Genomic DNA, 17,597 nt, shown 5'->3' on the forward strand with positions numbered 1-17,597 from the left:
GATACCGCATCCATGTCTGATATACTATTCGCAAACGAGCTGTTTGTAAAGTGCGTTTTTTCAGCAATCGCCTCCTTGAGGGGAATTTTTTCGGCGTAAAACAGATTATGACACGGGAGATGGTGGAGTATGAGCAGTCTTGCTGTAAAAATATTGTCCAGCCACATGGTAGACGGGTCCATGAAAAAGGGGGAAATGATGTCCATCAAAATCGACCAGACACTGACCCAGGACGCTACCGGGACCATGGCTTACCTCCAGATGGAGGCTATGGAGGTCGATAAGGTGAAAACCGATCTGTCGGTGAGCTACGTGGACCACAACACCCTCCAGGTTGGCTTCGAGAACGCCGACGATCACCGCTATCTCCAGTCGGTGGCCATGAGGCACGGCGTCGTCTTCTCTCGGGCGGGCAACGGTATATGCCACCAGGTCCACCTTGAGAGGTTTGGGGTTCCCGGAAAGACCTTGCTCGGCTCCGACAGCCACACTCCCACAGGAGGGGCCCTCGGAATGCTGGCAATAGGTGCGGGAGGGCTGGATGTGGCCTTGGCCATGGCTGGGATGGCCTTTTGGCTTCCTGCACCGGAGGTGGTAAAGGTACACCTTACCGGCGAGCTCTCCCCCTGGGTCGCGGCCAAGGACGTCATACTGGAGCTTCTGAGAAGGCTTTCCTGCAAAGGGGGAGTGGGGAGGATATTCGAGTACTCCGGCCCAGGACTGGCCTGTCTCTCCGTACCGGAGAGAGGAACCATAACCAACATGGGAGCGGAGCTCGGGGCCACCACCTCCCTGTTCCCCTCCGACGAGGAGACCTTACGGTTTCTCCGATCCCAGGGCAGGGAGGCGGACTACGTCCCCCTTTGTGCCGATGACGACGCCGTTTACGACGACGTCATAGAGCTGGACCTGAGCTCTCTGGAGCCCATGATAGCCCTGCCTCACATGCCCGATCAGGTGGTTCCCGTGAGGGAGGTAGCGGGATTTCCGGTGGACCAGGTCTTCATAGGCAGCTGCACAAACTCGTCCTACCTGGACCTGATGAAGGCCGCCTCCATACTGGACGGAAAGACGGTGGCCGAGGGAACCAGCCTCTGCGTCGCCCCTGGGTCGAGGCAGGTCATGACCGCCATAGCGGAAAACCACGGCCTTGCCCAGCTCATTCGATCTGGGGCCAGGATACTTGAGTGCGCCTGCGGCCCCTGCGTAGGGGTGGGTCAGGCCCCCTGTTCCGGTGGGGTCAGCCTAAGGACCTCAAACAGAAACTTCCTCGGCCGCTCCGGCACAGCCGACGGAAAGGTCCACCTAGTCAGCGTGGAGACCGCCGCCGCCTCGGCCCTCACAGGAGTAATAACCGATCCCAGGACCTTAGGGGAGCCTCGGAAGATCGCCGTGCCCGAGCGGTTCGAAATAGACGACCGAATGGTCATATGGCCCCCGGAGGACCGGTCGTCGGTGGAGGTACTTAGGGGCCCGAACATAAAGCCCCTTCCGGTCTTTCCACCTATGGGAGATGTCCTTAAGGGGGAGGTCCTCCTGAAGGTGGGGGACAATATCACAACCGACCACATAATGCCAGCGGGGGCCAAGGTCCTCCCCCTTAGGTCCAACATACCGGCCATATCGAAACACTGCTACGCCACGGTGGACCCATCCTTTCCCGAACGGGCCGTCGCCGCAGGCGGTGGAGTAATCGTCGGAGGGCGTAACTACGGCCAGGGATCGAGCAGGGAGCACGCCGCACTGGCTCCCCAGTATCTGGGCATAAAGGCGGTTATAGCCCTCTCCTACGCCCGTATCCATCGCCAGAATCTGATAAACTCGGGCATATTGCCCCTCCTATTCCAGAGCCAGGAGGACTACGAGAGGGTGAAACAGGGGGAGGTAGTTACGATAGACAACCTTATGAACCAGATCGACGGCGAGAGGATCTCCGCGACTTTCGATCTGTCCGGCGATATGACGTTGATAAACGACCTGTCGAAGAGGCAGAGGGACACGATCAAGGCAGGGGGAACCCTGAACGTGGCGAGAGCGGCGTTGATGGATGACTGAGCTTCGGGAGCTGGTGCTGTCGTCGGAGCTTGAGGATAGGCGAGAGCTTCTTCTGGCCCGTGGTCTCTCTGTGCCTATCGGGGAGGGTACGATGCTGGGGGCCTTCGAGGGCGACCGTCTCGTAGGCACCGGGTCCCTCATAGGATCGGTGATACAGGGGGTGGCGGTGGAGCCGGAACTGGAGGGCGAGGGGGTCGCCGTTTCCTTGATCTCCTCCCTCATATCCAGGGCGGTTTCCCTCGGCATGGGCCATCTTTTTTTGTTCACCAAGCCGTCGGAGGAGAGGAGCTTCTGTCACATGGGCTTCTCTCCTGTGGTGTCGGTGGAGGGAGCGTCGCTTCTGGAGTGGGGCAGGCCTGGGATCGAGGACTTTCGCTCAAGTCTCAGGGCCATGGCTCCAGGTCGACCCTGTGGGGCTGTGGTGGTCAACTGCAACCCCTTTACTCTGGGTCACCGGTGGCTAATAGAGAGGGCCTCCCAGGGAGCGGAGGAGGTTTTCGTTATGGTCGTCGAGGAGGACCGCTCGGTCTTTCCCTTCGCCGACCGGTTTAGGCTGGTGAAGGAGGGGGTCGCCGACTTGTCCAACGTCAGGGTGATACCAAGCGGTCCCTACGTCATATCCTCCGCCACCTTTCCGACCTACTTCACCAAAGGAGGGGAGGCCTCGTCGGTTCACGCCTCGTTGGACCTCAAGTTATTTGCCACCAGAATAGCCCCTCCTCTTTGGGTGGTTCGCCGTTTCGTGGGGTCCGAGCCGATCTGTCCCCTGACGGGGGTCTACAACAGGATCATGAAAGAGACCCTTCCTCCTCTGGGGATAGAGGTCGTGGAGCTTCGGAGGATAGAGTCGGGGGAGCAGGTCGTCAGCGCATCGCTGGTGAGGGAGCTGCTGAGCCGAGGTGAGATGGAACAGGTTCGGAAGCTGGTCCCAGACGTGACATGGGCCTATCTGGTAGAGCGAGCCAAGAAGATAAAGGAGTGAGGTATATGGACGTTAAAACGGCGGTAGCTGGAACCTTGGAGTCCAGCGATGTCATGGTGAGCTACTCCCCGTCCGATTCGGACCTGGAGATAGTGGTCGAAAGCATAGTCGTAAAGCAGAGGGGAAGGCTAATAAAGTCGGTCCTGGAGGAGATAACCTCCAATAGAGGAGTCTCTAAAGGGATCCTCACGGTCCAGGACAGGGGAGCTTTAGAGTGTACCTTGAGGGCAAGGGTGGAGACCGCCCTGGACAGGGCTGGGCTCACCCTGTAGTGATGGCCCCGTTTCGGGAGGCTATAGCCGATCTGGCCGTTCGGGCGCTGATCCACGAGGCCGCCGCCCATCCCAAGCCCGGCCTTGTGACCTCCCTGTCCAGAGGGGCCCACAGGGACATGGATTTCGACACCTTTTTGTCCAGCGCCCTGGCCCTAAGGCCGTTCTTCGCCGAGGTGGCCCAGATCGGCTGGGATACTTTCGATCAGCCTCCCTTGGACTGTCTGGGGGAGCTTAAAAGGGCGGGATTAGCGGCAGAGGACGACATGAGACGGGCCACAGGAGGGGTCAACACCCACAAGGGGGCCATCTTCTCCATGGGGCTGATGGTCGCCGCCACGTCCAGGGGACTCAGGTCCGGCGTGGTCCTCTCCCCGGAGGCCCTGACCGATATAGGGGCCTCTTTCGTGGCTGGGATAGTACGAAGAGAGCTTGGCTCCATAGCCGAGGCTCGCTCCGCCGGGGAGAGGCTGTACCTTTCCCGGGGAGTCAGAGGGGTCAGAGGGGAGGCGGAGGACGGCTTCCCCTCTGCCTTGACAGCCCTCAAAGTCCTGAGAGGTCGCCAGGATCCCCTCTCAAGCTCCTCTCTCTGCGATGGCCTTCTGTCGGTTATAGCCCTTGGAGGGGATACCAACGTCCTCCATCGGGGAGGGGAGACGGAAATGGCCTCTTTGGCGAACCTCGCCAAAGAGGCCATAGATGCAGGTGGAACGGGGAGCCCTCCAGGCAGGGAGGTTGTCTCCAAAATGGAGTCCTACTGCCTAAAGCGGTGGATCAGCCCAGGAGGGAGCGCAGATATGCTCGCCCTGGCCATCTACCTGCTACTGGTGGAGAGGAAAGCGCCCTATTTGCTCTCTTTGTAGCTCTTAAGTGTGGACAGGACCGAGTCTATATCGGAAGCGGTGTGGTCACCGGCTATCTGGAAGCGGATCTCCTCGTCCCCTTTGGGCACCACAGGGTAGTTCAGCCCTGTGGCCAGGACGCCGTTCTCCCTGAGGTAGGACACCAGCTTTGAGGTCTCGTCGGTGTCTCTGACCATAAGGGGAACGACCGGGTGCTCTCCCTCTATCACCTCGAAGCCCAGATCCTTAAGGCCGTTCTCGAATCGGCTGGTCATGGCCCTCAGGTGCTCCAGTATAGACCGTCCCTCCTGGCTGTCCAGGATCTCCAGGGCCTTCAGCGTCGCTGCGGCCTCCCCGGCGGAGATGGGGTTGGAGTAGATGTACATGGGAGCGTGCTCCCTGAGGTAGGTCACAACCGATTTGGAGGAGACGACGTATCCTCCGTTGACTCCGTAGGCCTTGCCCAGAGTCCCTATGAGTATATCCGCCCTTCCACCGGTGTACTCCTCGGTGCCCCTTCCGGTCTTGCCGAAGGCCCCTACTCCGTGGGAGTCGTCGACGACGAGAATGGCGTTCTCCGGGAAAAGGTGGTCGTGGCGACGGACCATTTCCTCTATCTCCTTAAGGGGAGCGTGGTCACCTCTCATGCTGAATATGCCGTCGGTGACCACGATGAGTCTCTTGGCGCCTTTGGCCTCCAGTATCCTGGTCTCAAGCTCGGACACGTCGTTGTGGCGGTAAACCGACTTTGAGACCGGTCGGGAAAGCCTGATGGCGTTTATGATGCAGTTGTGGTTGAGCTCATCGCTTATGACGGCAGTCTCTTTCGTTATAAGGGAGGTCAGGACGCCGTTTACGGTCATGTAGGCGGAGCTGAAGGCCATGGCCTCCTCCCTGCCGTGGAACGCCGCCAGCTTCTTCTCAAGATCCCTGTGAGGACGGAAGGTTCCGCTTATGAAGCGGACCGCTCCAGGGCCTACGCCGTAGCTGGTTGCCCCGTCCTCCTCGGCCTTGCGGAGGTCGTCTCTGAGGGTAAGGCCAAGGTATGAATTTGAGTTCATCCTGATGAAAGGCTTGTCGCCGTAGCCCTTGACGAAATACCTTGGGCCTCTGTCTCCCTCGGGCTTGGATACCTTTTCTATTATGAGCTCCTTGCCCTTTGCCCTTCCCGACTCCCTAAGTTCCGCCAGGTCCGACGATAAAGTCGCTTCCAGTCTGTCTATCATCGTTTAAGTCTCCTCTCCGATTAGAACGGGTCTAGCTAAGCTTGGCCCGGAGTTTCTCCAGCATATCGACGGTCATGGCCTCCATGTCGTACTTGGGGTTCCAGTCCCATTCCTCCCTGGCGGCTGTGTCGTCGATGGAGTTAGGCCAGGACTCGGCGATGGCCTGCCTCGCTGGGTCGACGTCGAAGTCCAGCTTGAACCCTGGCACGTGCTTCTCGATAGCTGCCGCCAACTGATTAGGCTCGAAGCTCATGGCTGTTATGTTGAAGCAGCACCTGTGGATCAGCCTGGAGGGGTCCGCCTCCATAAGGCCGATTACGCTGTCAAGGGCGTCGGGCATGTACATCATATCCATGTAGGTCCCGGGAGCTATAAAACTGGTGTAGCTGCCCTTTTTGACCGCGTCGTAGTAGATGTGTACGGCGTAGTCGGTGGTGCCCCCTCCAGGAGGTGTGTCGTAGGAGATAAGCCCTGGAAAGCGGACTCCTCTGGTGTCCAGACCGTACTTGTGGTTGTAGTAGTCGCAGAGGAGCTCTCCGGCGGTCTTCGCCACGCCGTATATGGTGTTTGGCCTCTGGATAGTGTCCTGAGGGGTCTTGTCCTGAGGGGTGGAAGGGCCGAAGGCAGCTATAGAGCTCGGGAAGAAGAAGGAGCAGTTCTCCTGCCTGGCCACCTCGAGGGCGTTGTAGACACCGTTTAAGTTGACCTCCCATCCGAGCTGAGGGTTCTTCTCCGCGTTGGCGGAGAGGATTCCCGCCAGGTGGAGCACGGTATCCGCCTTATGGGCCTTCACTATCTCGGCGAGCCTGGCTCCGTCCCTGACGTCGAGGATTTCAAAAGGACCTTCCCCGAGCCTCTCGGATCCCTCTTTCTTTACGTCGGTTGCCATCACCGCCGAGCTTCCGTACTCGTTTCTGAGCCTGTGGATAAGCTCCATACCTATCTGTCCCAATCCTCCGGTTACAACGATACGCTTCATATGTACTCCTCCTTGCGATAGGATTCACTTGTTTGGCCTGTGTAAGATTATCACGAAAAGGAGGGGAGAGACAGGCTCTCCCCTCACGGGCTTGCGATAACAGGGTTAGGTCTAGTCCCCCGTCCCCATAGCTGGCTCGGTGGCCTTAGCGGTTGACCCATTCCTACCTGTCAGCTTGTTGACCAGTATGGCTATAGCTCCGTCGCCGGTGACGTTGCAGGCGGTTCCGAAGCTGTCCTGGGCAAGGTAGAGGGCTATCATGAGAGATAGCATAGTCGGGCTGAAGTGGAGCATAGACTCCAGAACTCCCAGGGCTGCCATAACCGCTCCTCCTGGAACTCCCGGGGCCGCCACCATGCAGATGCCGAGCATCATGATGAAGGGGAACATGGCGGCGAAGGACACGTCCATACCGTGGAGCATCATGACGGCGATAGCACAGCTGGCCAGGGTTATGGTGCTTCCCGACAGGTGAATCGTGGCGCAGAGGGGAACAACGAAGTCCGCTACGTCCTCCCTGACACCGTTGGCCTTGGTCTGCTGAAGGGTCACCGGTATGGTCGCCGCAGAGGACTGGGTCCCTATGGCGGTGAAGTAGGCCGGAAGCATGTTCTTTATGGCCTTAAAGGGGTTCACTCCTGCCACCGATCCAGCGATAAAGTACTGTATGAGCAACATGGTCACGTGGAGGGCTATGATGACGGCGTAGACTTTGATGAACACCGACATTATGGTCTGGACCTCTCCTGCGTGGGTCATATTGGCGAATATACCGCAGATATGCAGAGGAAGCAAGGGTATGATTATGGACGAAATGAGTTTAGCTATAATAGCCTGGAACTCGTGCATTATCTCGTTCATCTTTTTCCCTTCGGTAACAGCCATGCCTATTCCTAAAGTGAAGGCCATGAGAAGGGCGGTCATTACTCCCATGAGGGCGGGCATTTCAACGACGAAGAACGGTGCTAGAAGGGCTTCCTCCGGGTTACCGTGGGAGGCTGCCTCGGATACCATTCCTCCAACTTGAAGGAGGTTGGGGAAAATCGAGCTGTCGACGAAAAAGGCCAATGTCCCAGCCAATATTGTAGAGCCGTAGGCTATGGCTACAGTTAGTCCCAGTGTTCTGCCGGCGTTCTTGCCTAGATCGCCTATTCCAGGGGCCACGAAACCCACTATGATAAGGGGAATACAGAAGCCGAGGAAGTTTCCGAACAGTCCGTTGAATGTGGCTAAAATCCTTACTACAGCCTCAGGGGTGAACTTACCGATAAGAATACCTGCAATAATGGCTATTATCAGCTTGGGAAGAAGTCCCAACTTTCCTTTTCCGCTCATGAGCAGTCCCTCCATGTACAAAATAGGATATGTTACTTTCCGTTCACGATCATATACCTTTTTGCGTGATGGAACTATCGGGCTGGAAGGACAAAGCCCTTCCTCTGAGGCTGATATTATCTAAGGTTTTAGGGAAGGTCACCGGTTAAAGGATATGAGCCCCTCTCTTATGGCGTACTTTACCAGTTCCGCCAGGTTGTCCAGGCCAAGCTTCTGCATTATATGTTGTCTGTGGGTGCCTACGGTCTTAGAGCTCAGGTGGAGCCTGTCTCCCACCTCCTTATTGGTCTTCCCCTCCGCCAGGAGCACCAGCACCTCCATCTCTCTAGGGGTCAGAGGCTCCCTCCGATCTGGAGACTTTATCGACGAGACGTACAGTTTCGCCACGATGTGGGAGATGCTAGGGCCCAGGTACATCTCGCCGCCTATGACCTTTCGGACCGCCTCCACCAACTCGGTGGAGGCGCAGTCTTTCAGCAAAAAGCCCAGAGCCCCTGCTTTAAGCATCTCCGCCACGAAGCTCCTGTCGGCGTACATCGACAGGGCGACCACCTTGGAGAGCCCCTGATCCACGATTCTCCTGGTGGCCTCTATGCCGTCCATATTGGGCATCATGACGTCCATCACGGTGATATCAGGGCGATGAACCTCGGCTAGCTCCAGGGCTTCGTTGCCGTCTCCCCCTTCCGCCACTACCGTCATATCCTCCTGCCGGTTCAGGAGCAGTTTCAGCCCCTCCCTCAGTATCTGGTGGTCGTCCGCCAGAAGGATCTTTATGGTCATTAGCTATCCCTCTCCTTTCTAAATGGAACAAAAAGCCTGACTGACGTGCCTTCCCCTGGAATAGACCTTATGACCATACGGCCTCCTAGGGATATTATCCTCTCCCTTAAGCTGAACAGGCCGAAGGACCGGTTATCCCGTCCTGTATGCTCTATGGCGGAGACGTCGAAACCCTGGCCGTCGTCGGATGCGGAAAGATACAGCCTGTTTTCCATGACCTTTGTCCGCACCGTCAAGGTGGAGGCTTTGGCGTGTTTCACCGTGTTCATCGCCAGCTCTCTGACCGCTCTGAAGAGAAATGCCTTCATATCGTCGTTCATCTCGGGGATCTCCCCGTCGGAGATCGACTTTATCGACAGGCCGTAATCCTCCTCAAACCTCTCTGACAGCCTCTCTATGGCGGGAAAAAAGCCGAACCTGTAGAGCACAGGGGTCCCTAGCTCGAAGGTCAGAGTTCTGGTCGATCTAATGGTCTGATCGAGCATGGAGGTTATAGATCCGATCTCCTCCTGAGAGGGCTTCCCCAGGGACTGAGCCAACATCTCCAGACGGAGCTTGGACAGAGCCAGGTTCTGGCCTATAGAGTCGTGGACCTCGGTGGCTATCTGACGTCTCTCCCTCTCCTCCGCCTCGGTCAGGGAGGTCGCTAAGGACCTGAGCCTCTCTCTGTGGAAAGCCTCGTGTCTTCTGGCCTGTTCGAGCTGGAGATTTTTCTCCGTCAGCTTGAGGTTCGATATCTCCGTCACCAGTCTCAGTTTTCTCTCGGTCTCCTTTTCCCTTATGTTCCTGCTGTAGACCATGGCAAAATAGGCCAGCGATCCCAGACAAAAAAGATATACTCCGTAAGCCAGAGGGGTTCTCCATAGAGGGGGAATTACGTCGATCTCCAGGACGGCCCCTTCCTCGTTCCATACCCCGTTATTGTTGGACCCTTTTACCCTGAAAAGGTATCTGCCGTCGGGCAGGTTGGTGTAGCTGGCGTCGTTTCTGTTTCCCGAGTGAATCCAGTCCTCGTCGAAGCCCTCCAGTATATATCGGTACTCGTTTGATTCCGGGGCGGTGTAGTCCAGTGCCGCAAAGTGGATAGTGATGTAGTTCTGCCTTTGGGTCAGGGTTACCCTCCTAAATCCCCTTGGGCTTCTGTCCATCGGGACGGGCTTACCGAAAACCGAAACCTCGTTGATCACCACCGGAGGGACGTGGTCGTTCTCGCTGATGTTGCCCGGATAGAAGCTGTTGCATCCCTTGGTCCCTCCGAAGTACATCTTGCCGAACCTATCTATCACCGCCGCCCCTCGGTTGAACTCCTTTCCCTGGAGACCGTCTCCAAGGGTGTAGTTCCGTATCTCTCCGGTCTTAGGGTCCAGCCTGGAAAGGCCGTTGTCGGTGCTGAGCCATAGCTGACCGTATCTATTCCTTAAAATACCCTTTACCACGTCTCCAGGAAGACCGTCCTCGGAAGTGTAGGCCCTCGATCTGCCCTCGCCGATCCACTGAAGTCCTAGGTCGGTGCCTATCCAGAGCTCTTTATCCCAGGAGAACAGACTGTGTATTCTGTCGCTGAGAGGGCCGTCTTTTAGATGGGAAGTCATGTTTATGCAGGACTCTCTGGAGGGGGATAGGGCAAATAGGCCGTCTCCGTCGGTGCCTAGCCAGAGGGTCCGAGATTCGTCCTCTATTATGGCGGTCACGTCGGAGCGAGATAGCCTTTTGTGTGCGAGAAAGGGAATTGCCCTGTCGCCGTGAAGGTAAAAAAGCCCTCTTGACGTGCCTATCCAGACCTTGCCCTCTTCGTCGGTCATAAGTGCTTTTACCGACGGAGGAGGGAGGATGGAGGGGAAGCGAATCTGTTCAAAGCGATCTCCGGTCTTTACGTCCAGACCTCCGTCGGTTCCCACCAAAAGGGTTTCATCGTCCAGCCTCAATAGGGACATGACCCTGTCGCTGGTGAGACTGTAAGGATCTATAGGATCGTGTCTCCAGTAGGAGATGGTCTCTTTCCTTCCGTCGATCTCCCTGAGGCCCCCGCCGTAGGTTCCCGCCCATAGAGGGCCGTCGTCGTCCTTCCACAGGGCCCTTACGTCCTCGCCGACCAATCCTCTTACGTTATAGGACCGGCTGTCGTATCTCTGAAAAGGCCTCTTTAGGTGGACCTTCTCTACGCCGTTGGAGAAGGAGCCAAACCAGATGACCCCCGTAAGATCGCCCATATGGATGGAGTTCCCCGTATCCCCCCATATGGAGAGAATAACGTTATCCCTGAGGCCATGGGGGGTGGAATTGTCTTGGCGATAGATGGACATAGATCTCGAATCGGGGTTAAACCGGACGATCCCCCCACCGTCGGTGCCTATCCAAAGCTCTCCGAAAATATCCTCGTAGATAGTCGATATAGATCTTTGCACTCCCCTGGGATACTCTAAAGGCTCAGGAGGGCTGAAATACCCGCCCTCTCGATTGAAGCTGTACAGTCGGCCTGCCCTGGTCCCTATCCAGAGCCTATGCCTGTGGTCCTCGAGGATCGCGGTCACCTCTCGGTCCTCCCTGGACACGAAGGGGAGGGTGTGTAGATGAAAACCGTCGATCCCCCCTTGATAGAGCCCTTTTTCCGTTCCTACCCATATGGTTTCCGATCGGTCGGAGGTGACGGTATTTACCGATTCCTCCGGTCCCCCTAGCTCTCGGTAACGGTGAAAACGGCGTTCCCTGAGGCTCATCCTCTCCAGGCCAGCTCTGGTACCGACCCACAGGCTATCCTTTCCGGCTATCTTAAGGGAGGTTATCCGATCGTCCAGAAGGCTTTGCTCGTCGCCAGGCACACCGGTGAATCTCTGAAACGACTCGGTCTCAAGGTCCATTCGGTTTAGGCCGGCCATGGTTCCTATCCATAGTTCTCCGTCAGGGCCCTCTACCACCGAAGTCACCGAGTTATCCGATATGCCGTCCTCCCTGTTCCATTTTCTCCTATATACCTTGAACTGATATCCGTCGTACCGGTTAAGTCCGCCGTCGGTGCCGAACCACATATATCCTCTGCTGTCCATGAGGATGGCTTTGACGGTGGTCTGAGACAGACCCTCCTGGAGGGATAGGTTTTCAAATATAATCTCGTCTTTAGCGGACCCGACGGAGGATATCAGGCTCAAGGTGAAAATCAGTATAGATATCAGCGTCCTTCTGGTCATAGCAGGGGACTGAAGAGTTTTGCTACGCTCTCCAGAGAACGGGTATAAACGGGCCTATCGCTCCATTCCTTAAGGTGAAGCCTTCTGGATTTTTTAAGGTAGTTCCCCTGTATATCGGTGAGGGCGTAGGCCTCCTCTTTACCGTAAAACACTAGGTTGATCTCGAAGTTCAGGGCGAATGATCGGATATCAAAATTGCTGGATCCGAAAAAGGCCAGTTCTCCGTCGACGGTCATCGTCTTTGCGTGGAGAAGGCCGTCGTCGAAGAGGTATATCTCTATTCCCATGTCCAGAAGCTCCTGGTAGTAGGACCTGGCGGCGTGTCCTACCAGAAACTGGTCGCTTCTGTGGGGCACTATCAGCTGAACCTTGACGCCTCTCAGGGCGGCGACCTCCAGGGCCTGAAGGAGGCTTTCGTCGGGGATAAGGTAGGGGGTGGTTATGATGACCTTTTCCCTGGCGTCGTGAAGGGCACTCACTATAAGCCTTTGATAGTTCTCCGTCTTATAGCTAGGGCCGCTGGGAACGGTCTGTACCGCTATAGGACCGCAGTTATCCGAGGGCATGGTCAGCCGATCTAAGTCCGGTATATCTCCGGTCTCGACGTACCAGTCCTCGAGAAAGACCGCCTGAAGCTGTCTCACAACCGGTCCCTCCAGCCTGATGGACAGATCCCTCCATATCAGGTCGCTGTGGCCGTAGCGAGGGTCTATCATGTTGTGAGACCCTGTGTAGGCAACCTCACCGTCCACTATGGCTAACTTACGGTGGTTCCTGAGGTCAAACCGGGCGGCGTGACGTCTGAATATGCTGGCGGGAAGTGCCTCGGTGACCTTGACGCCCTTCCTTATGAGCCACTCCAGATGCCCCTGCTTTGCCAGTTCGCTTGAGCCCACCGAGTCCACCATAAGTCGGCAGTCCAGCCCTCTCTCCGAAGCCCTCACCAACGCCTCTAAGACAGGGCCACCGACGTTATCGTCGGCGAAGATGTAATAGAGCAGATCGACGTGTCTGTTCGCTCTGTCTATATCGGAGACCAGCATGGCGGAAAGGTCTTTTGCCTCGGATATGAGCGTACCTTCGTTGCCTCCTACTATAGACATATGGCCTAAGGTCTCCGCCAGACCTGAAATGCGGTGTAGCGACGGAGGGAGGTCGGGCTGGGAGTAGCAGAGGGTCTTTTTGCACTTCAACCGGAGGTCCTTCATCTGTTTCAGAAGCTCAGCGTGTCTCTTCATCCTCTTTTGAGGAAGCAGGTTCGACCCTACCGCCAAATATATCAGAGTACAGGGCCAGGGCCAGAAAAATATCACCATAAGCCAGGCCATGGCCGCCGTCGGGGTGTGTCTCATAGGCACAATCGCCAGCATGACGAACCGAATTACCCAGGAGGAAACGCTGTGAAGTGCCAGTAGGACCAGCCAGAACTGGTGGTCAGCTAGAGAGTAGCCCATAGTTACTGTCTCTCCTTTCGGATTTCCGTATCTTAAGGTCACATACCAGAGGTAGGTGGTCGGATAGATAGGTGTTCGGCACGAAGAAGCCCTGCGGTTCTATGTCCTCGGACACCAGGATAAAATCCAGCTCTTTTCTGGGCCTTCTGCACGGGAAGGTGGGAATCCCGCTTTTATTCACCGTGGACATTCCCGCCTCTATCAGAGGGGAGAGCTCATCCGACCCTTTCAAGGTGTTGTAATCCCCCGCTAGTATCAGAGGTCCTTTTCTGGAGGTACATATCTCCTTAAGGGCCCCTATCTGATGCTCTCGGCTGGTTTTGCCTAGGGATAGGTGGACCAGGACCATCGAGAAATCATTAAACTCCACCTCTAAGGCGTTTCTCTTCATCCCTCTGCCTAGATCGTGGCAGTTCACCTTTAGAGGCGTAACTCTGGATATAACCGCGTTTCCCTGGCTCTTGAGTACCGGCAGTCGGGAGAGGTTATCCCTGTACTTAACGACAAAGTGACTCTCTCCTCCTACCGCCTTAGCTATCTCCTTGGCCTGGCAGATCCCAGCCTGTCGATAGGATCCGTTATCCGCCTCGACCAGTCCCACAAGGTCCGGCGATAGCCCCTGTAGGAAGGATTTTATAGACTCAAATCGCCTGTAAGACCGTCTCAGGCTCCCGGAAAAAGGAAAGGGCAGGTGGTAGGATAGCCCCGTTCCCGTACCGTATCTCACGTTGTATATAACAAGTCTCACCGATTATCATGTCCTCTCTAGGCAAGGATGGCTATCGTTTGGGCTTTAGCTCTCTCTATGATATGATTTAGGAACGATACTCATCTTATATCACGGATCATATGATAACGCTTTTATCGACAGGGGGTGGTGAGTTGTCCAAGAAAAAAAAGACGATTCTCTTGGTTGGAGGTCGGGCGATGGCGGTCGAGGACGAAAGGACCATCCTGGAGGCTATGGGCTACGACGTGATAACCGTAGAAAACGACCACAAAGCTCTGGCCCTTATGGAGGCGGAGATCGAAATCGATCTGGTCCTGCTTGCTTTCGACCTAGGCCCCGATGGGAACCCCTTTAAGCTGGCCGAAAGAATTCGGATGGAAAGAGGGATTCCTGTGGTGTTCTTGGCGGAACCTGGATCATCCCTTTCTGAAGGCTACGAACACCTGATAAAGGGATCGGACCGGACGGTCTTTAGCTCAACCATAGGGAAGTACCTCTCCGACGACCGGCCAGGAATAGTCTCCTCCGATAAAAAGGGCCTTTTTGAGGCACTGGTGGAACAGATCGACGATATAGTGGTGGTAAAAGACCTCGATCTCAGAATCGTCGCCACGAATCATTCGCTGGTGAAAGCCGCAGGGTGTACCTCTGTCTCCGATCTTCTGGGCAAGACCGACGATCAGATATTCGGTATTTCCGAGGATGAAGAGCCGGTGAGGAGCTATATGGCCGACGAAAGGCACGCTCAGACCCTCCCCCAGGGCCAGTATATCCTCAAAGAGGAGCCGATAGTCTATCCTGACGGTAGGACTCGCATCTTTCTGACCAAAAAGTATCCTATATACGATCCACATGGACGGATAATAGGGACGGGAAATATATCCAGGGATATCTCCGATAGAAAGGAGAGCGACAGGAGGATTCAGGCCCTTCTGGAGGAAAAGGAGCTGATCCTGAGGGAGTCGCACCACAGGATCAAAAACAACATGAACACCGTCATGAGCATTCTATCCCTCCACGCCTGGAGTCTTACGGACCCGGTCGCAGTAGGAGCCTTGAACGATGCCCGAAATCGGCTAAGTGCCATGGCCCTGCTCTACGATAGGCTCTACAGATCGGGGTCGGTGGAGTCTATGTCGATCAAAGACTACCTGCCTCCCCTTGTGGAGGATATAGTCGATACCTTCCCTCAGGGGAGCTGTATATCGACTCAGCTGGAGGTGGAGGACGTAATCCTACCTGCGGGGCTACTGTCCTCTTTGGGGATACTGATCAACGAGCTGGTTACCAACTCGATGAAATACGCCTTTGTATCCGGCGAAGGTTCTTTGAAGGTATCCGTTCGGAAAGGAGACCAGTCCCTTCGTGTGGAGGTATCCGACGATGGTCCAGGCTTCCCGGATAACTTCTGCTACGACGACCTGGAGAACTCCTCGGGCTTCGGTATGAGACTCATCTCCATGCTGGTCCGCCAGTTGAGAGGCTCCGTCACGATGAAAAACGACTCCGGTGCCATCTCGATCCTTGAAATCCCTTTTTCTTTCGATGGCGTTCAAAAAAATTAAATGTAAATATTTTTGTCGAATTTTATAAAGGTTGTTGACAGGAAACCAGATCCGGGGTAAACTGCTTTTGTCGCAGGGAAACGGTAGCGGCAAAAACATTTTTAGGAGGCAACACCTTGACTCGAGGAACTGTGAAATGGTTTAACGGCACTAAGGGCTATGGTTTCATCACTGGTGAGGACGGAAAGGATTACTTCGTTCACTTCAGCGCCATCAACGTAGACGGCTTCAAGACCCTGGATGAGGGTCAGGCCGTGACCTTCACCATCGAGAACGGTCAGAAGGGTCCCCAGGCTTCGAACGTTACGCCTGTTTAAACCTTTTCTTATCTGATCTCAAAAGCGACGACCTTCGGGTCGTCGCTTTGTTTTTATCTGCTGATCTTTTTTATCGTAGCATGTGCAGCATAAGGGCCTGAGGATATCCTCAGGCCCTTATGCTATCCGTAGAGGTGGCAGGATACCATGTGTCCTGGCTCGACCTCTATCTCATCAGGGGCTGTTTTTGAGCATATATCCATGGCCTTAGGGCATCGCCCGTGGAAGAAGCATCCCGACGGCAGGTCTATCGCCCCAGGTATCTCTCCCTCAAGGTTTTTGCCCTGCCTCATGGAGGTGCCCGATATCCTCGGTATAGCGGAGAACAGTGCCAGGGTGTAGGGATGGAGGGGATTGCCGAATATGTGGTCCTTGCTCCCCTTCTCAGCTATCTTTCCTAGGTACATTACCGCCAGGTTGTCGCTTATATGCTTTACCACCGAGAGATCGTGGGCTATGAACATATAGGAAAGAGAAAGCTCCTCCTTCAGGTCCATCATAAGGTTGAGTATTTGGGCCTGGATCGATACGTCCAGGGCGGAAACCGGCTCGTCCGCCACGATGAACTCCGGCTCCACTGCCAGTGCCCTCGCTATGCCTATCCTCTGCCTCTGCCCTCCGCTGAATTGGTGGGGATACCTGGACGCCTGCTCCGGCCTTATTCCCACCCTGCTGAGCAGCCCCATGGCCTTCTCCCTGGCCTCCTCCACCGACGATGCAGCCCTGTGAAATATCATGGGCTCGGTGAGGATGTCCACCACCCTCTGTCTCGGGTTCAGAGACGCGTAGGGGTCCTGAAAGATCATCTGCATCTTTTTCCGCAGAGGAAGCATCTCCTCCCTGGACAGGCCGGTGATATCCCTCCCGTCGTAGACGATTCTGCCCCCTTTGGGCTCTATGAGTTTTATGACAGTCCTGGCCACGGTGGACTTTCCGCAGCCCGACTCTCCGACGATAGAGAAAACCTCCCCTTTGTCCATGGAGAAGCTGACCTTATTGACCGCCTTCACGACCCTCTCCCTCTTGACCAGTCGGCCCCTCTCGAAAACTAACTTGCTTAGAAAATCGGTGTTAAGGTCGAACCGTTGTTCCAGGTCTGTTACCTCCAGAAGGCGGCTCATCTAAAGGACCTCCTCTCTAAAGGGAAAATGACAGGCCACCTGGTGGTTCTGGGACATATGAATAACCTCCGGTTCCTGGACGTGACAAATCTCTTTGGCCCTGGTGCATCTAGGGGCGAACTTACAGCCCTTTGGCAGGTCGAACATATTAGGGACTATGCCCTTTATGGTCTCCAGCCTGTTTTTGTCCCTCTCAAGGTCGGGGATCGAGCCTATGAGACCCTTCGTGTAGGGATGGGCGCTTACGTCTATTACGTCCCTTGTGGGGCCGCTCTCGACCACCTTGCCGCAGTACATGACGTTTATCCTGTCCGCCATCTCGGACACAACGGCCAGGTCGTGGGTCACCAGTATAAGGGACCTTCCCTTTCCTCTGACCAGCTCCGCCATAAGCCTCAGTATCTGGGCCTGGATCGTCACGTCCAGGGCGGTTGTGGGCTCGTCGGCTATTATCAGCTTAGGGTCCGCCGCCAGGGCTATGGCTATGACCACCCTCTGCCTCATGCCGCCGCTGAACTGGTGTGGGGATGGATAGCTTGTCGCCAATAGGCGATAAATTTTGTTTTTTATCTACTCAGTGGTGTAGGATATAAATAGGGTGATATGAAGAGTCTTTTTGGAGCAAAAGTTACTGCTTATTAACTACTGGAGGAGCACCTGTAGATATAAGAGGTGAGATCATGCTAAGAGCCTATAAATATCGTATATATCCTAATATGGAGCAAAAAAGCTATTTTGCCAAGTGTTTCGG

The 17,597-nt window shown here is 55.5% G+C and carries 16 protein-coding genes; 7 read left to right on the forward strand and 9 right to left on the reverse strand.

Features of this window, described 5'->3' with window-relative positions; genetic code table 11:
- Nucleotides 1-129 precede the first annotated feature (129 nt).
- Genes B9Y55_RS07270 through B9Y55_RS07285 form a run of 4 tightly spaced genes read left to right on the forward strand, consistent with a single transcriptional unit; the run spans nt 130 to nt 4,172 of the window.
- On the forward strand, nt 130-2,055 hold the full coding sequence (locus B9Y55_RS07270) for an aconitate hydratase (protein WP_085544704.1): 1,926 nt from the start codon (nt 130-132) through the stop codon (nt 2,053-2,055).
- Complete coding sequence (gene citC / locus B9Y55_RS07275) at nt 2,048-3,037, forward strand: [citrate (pro-3S)-lyase] ligase (protein ID WP_085544705.1); 990 nt, start codon at nt 2,048-2,050, stop codon at nt 3,035-3,037. Before B9Y55_RS07270 ends, citC begins: the two co-directional genes overlap by 8 nt.
- A gap of 5 nt (nt 3,038-3,042) precedes the next feature.
- The gene (gene citD, locus B9Y55_RS07280; RefSeq protein ID WP_085544706.1) at nt 3,043-3,309 is read left to right on the forward strand and encodes a citrate lyase acyl carrier protein; all 267 of its coding nucleotides are present in this window, start codon (nt 3,043-3,045) and stop codon (nt 3,307-3,309) included.
- Nucleotides 3,252-4,172, forward strand: coding sequence for a triphosphoribosyl-dephospho-CoA synthase (locus B9Y55_RS07285; RefSeq protein ID WP_143340860.1), 921 nt, complete (start codon nt 3,252-3,254; stop codon nt 4,170-4,172). Before citD ends, B9Y55_RS07285 begins: the two co-directional genes overlap by 58 nt.
- Here B9Y55_RS07285 and B9Y55_RS07290 read toward each other — a convergent pair.
- From B9Y55_RS07290 to B9Y55_RS07320, 7 genes are all read right to left on the reverse strand, one after another.
- Nucleotides 4,154-5,377: an aminotransferase class I/II-fold pyridoxal phosphate-dependent enzyme gene (locus B9Y55_RS07290; protein ID WP_085544708.1), complete on the reverse strand. Its 1,224-nt coding sequence runs from the start codon at nt 5,375-5,377 to the stop codon at nt 4,154-4,156. The two genes, B9Y55_RS07285 and B9Y55_RS07290, sit on opposite strands and share 19 nt — an antisense overlap.
- Nucleotides 5,378-5,408: 31 nt before the next feature.
- Entirely contained in the window at nt 5,409-6,356 is a 948-nt protein-coding gene (locus B9Y55_RS07295) for an L-threonine 3-dehydrogenase (protein WP_085544709.1), read from the reverse strand.
- A 111-nt stretch (nt 6,357-6,467) separates the two neighbouring features.
- The gene (locus tag B9Y55_RS07300) at nt 6,468-7,691 is read right to left on the reverse strand and encodes a dicarboxylate/amino acid:cation symporter (protein WP_085544710.1); all 1,224 of its coding nucleotides are present in this window, start codon (nt 7,689-7,691) and stop codon (nt 6,468-6,470) included.
- Nucleotides 7,692-7,829: 138 nt separating this feature from the next.
- Nucleotides 7,830-8,474, reverse strand: a complete 645-nt coding sequence (locus B9Y55_RS07305) for a response regulator transcription factor (protein WP_085544711.1) — start codon at nt 8,472-8,474, stop codon at nt 7,830-7,832.
- Nucleotides 8,474-11,659 carry a ligand-binding sensor domain-containing protein gene (locus B9Y55_RS07310; RefSeq protein ID WP_085544712.1) on the reverse strand — a complete coding sequence of 1,062 codons (3,186 nt, stop codon included), beginning with the start codon at nt 11,657-11,659 and terminating at the stop codon, nt 8,474-8,476. The genes B9Y55_RS07305 and B9Y55_RS07310 overlap by 1 nt, the downstream gene beginning before the upstream one ends.
- Entirely contained in the window at nt 11,656-13,113 is a 1,458-nt protein-coding gene (cls, locus tag B9Y55_RS07315; RefSeq protein WP_085544713.1) for a cardiolipin synthase, read from the reverse strand. Before cls ends, B9Y55_RS07310 begins: the two co-directional genes overlap by 4 nt.
- Complete coding sequence (locus B9Y55_RS07320; RefSeq protein WP_085544714.1) at nt 13,094-13,861, reverse strand: endonuclease/exonuclease/phosphatase family protein; 768 nt, start codon at nt 13,859-13,861, stop codon at nt 13,094-13,096. The genes cls and B9Y55_RS07320 overlap by 20 nt, the downstream gene beginning before the upstream one ends.
- Before the next feature lie 134 nt (nt 13,862-13,995).
- Here B9Y55_RS07320 and B9Y55_RS07325 point away from each other — a divergent pair, with 134 nt between their 5' ends.
- Nucleotides 13,996-15,408: a sensor histidine kinase gene (locus tag B9Y55_RS07325; RefSeq protein ID WP_159448275.1), complete on the forward strand. Its 1,413-nt coding sequence runs from the start codon at nt 13,996-13,998 to the stop codon at nt 15,406-15,408.
- A 116-nt stretch (nt 15,409-15,524) separates the two neighbouring features.
- On the forward strand, nt 15,525-15,725 hold the full coding sequence (locus B9Y55_RS07330; RefSeq protein WP_085544716.1) for a cold-shock protein: 201 nt from the start codon (nt 15,525-15,527) through the stop codon (nt 15,723-15,725).
- A 122-nt stretch (nt 15,726-15,847) separates the two neighbouring features.
- Here B9Y55_RS07330 and B9Y55_RS07335 read toward each other — a convergent pair whose 3' ends face one another.
- Nucleotides 15,848-16,846, reverse strand: coding sequence for an ABC transporter ATP-binding protein (locus B9Y55_RS07335; protein WP_085544717.1), 999 nt, complete (start codon nt 16,844-16,846; stop codon nt 15,848-15,850).
- A complete protein-coding gene (locus B9Y55_RS07340; RefSeq protein ID WP_234986173.1) occupies nt 16,847-17,392 on the reverse strand; it encodes an ABC transporter ATP-binding protein in 546 nt (181 codons plus the stop codon).
- Nucleotides 17,393-17,526: 134 nt separating this feature from the next.
- Here B9Y55_RS07340 and B9Y55_RS13715 point away from each other — a divergent pair.
- Nucleotides 17,527-17,597 (forward strand): helix-turn-helix domain-containing protein (locus B9Y55_RS13715; RefSeq protein ID WP_143340861.1); only part of this gene is annotated, 71 nt, incomplete at its 3' end.

This window comes from Dethiosulfovibrio salsuginis (genome assembly GCF_900177735.1).
Taxonomy (GTDB): Bacteria; Synergistota; Synergistia; order Synergistales; family Dethiosulfovibrionaceae; genus Dethiosulfovibrio; species Dethiosulfovibrio salsuginis.

Bases quoted from the DNA above. Each gene is read 5' to 3' on its own strand.
- B9Y55_RS07270 (WP_085544704.1), top strand. From the start codon at position 130: ATGAGCAGTCTTGCTGTAAAAATATTGTCCAGCCACATGGTAGACGGG.
- citC (WP_085544705.1), top strand. From the start codon at position 2,048: ATGACTGAGCTTCGGGAGCTGGTGCTGTCGTCGGAGCTTGAGGATAGG.
- citD (WP_085544706.1), top strand. From the start codon at position 3,043: ATGGACGTTAAAACGGCGGTAGCTGGAACCTTGGAGTCCAGCGATGTC.
- B9Y55_RS07290 (WP_085544708.1), bottom strand. From the start codon at position 5,377: ATGATAGACAGACTGGAAGCGACTTTATCGTCGGACCTGGCGGAACTT.
- B9Y55_RS07295 (WP_085544709.1), bottom strand. From the start codon at position 6,356: ATGAAGCGTATCGTTGTAACCGGAGGATTGGGACAGATAGGTATGGAG.
- B9Y55_RS07300 (WP_085544710.1), bottom strand. From the start codon at position 7,691: ATGAGCGGAAAAGGAAAGTTGGGACTTCTTCCCAAGCTGATAATAGCC.
- B9Y55_RS07305 (WP_085544711.1), bottom strand. From the start codon at position 8,474: ATGACCATAAAGATCCTTCTGGCGGACGACCACCAGATACTGAGGGAG.
- B9Y55_RS07310 (WP_085544712.1), bottom strand. From the start codon at position 11,659: ATGACCAGAAGGACGCTGATATCTATACTGATTTTCACCTTGAGCCTG.
- cls (WP_085544713.1), bottom strand. From the start codon at position 13,113: ATGGGCTACTCTCTAGCTGACCACCAGTTCTGGCTGGTCCTACTGGCA.
- B9Y55_RS07335 (WP_085544717.1), bottom strand. From the start codon at position 16,846: ATGAGCCGCCTTCTGGAGGTAACAGACCTGGAACAACGGTTCGACCTT.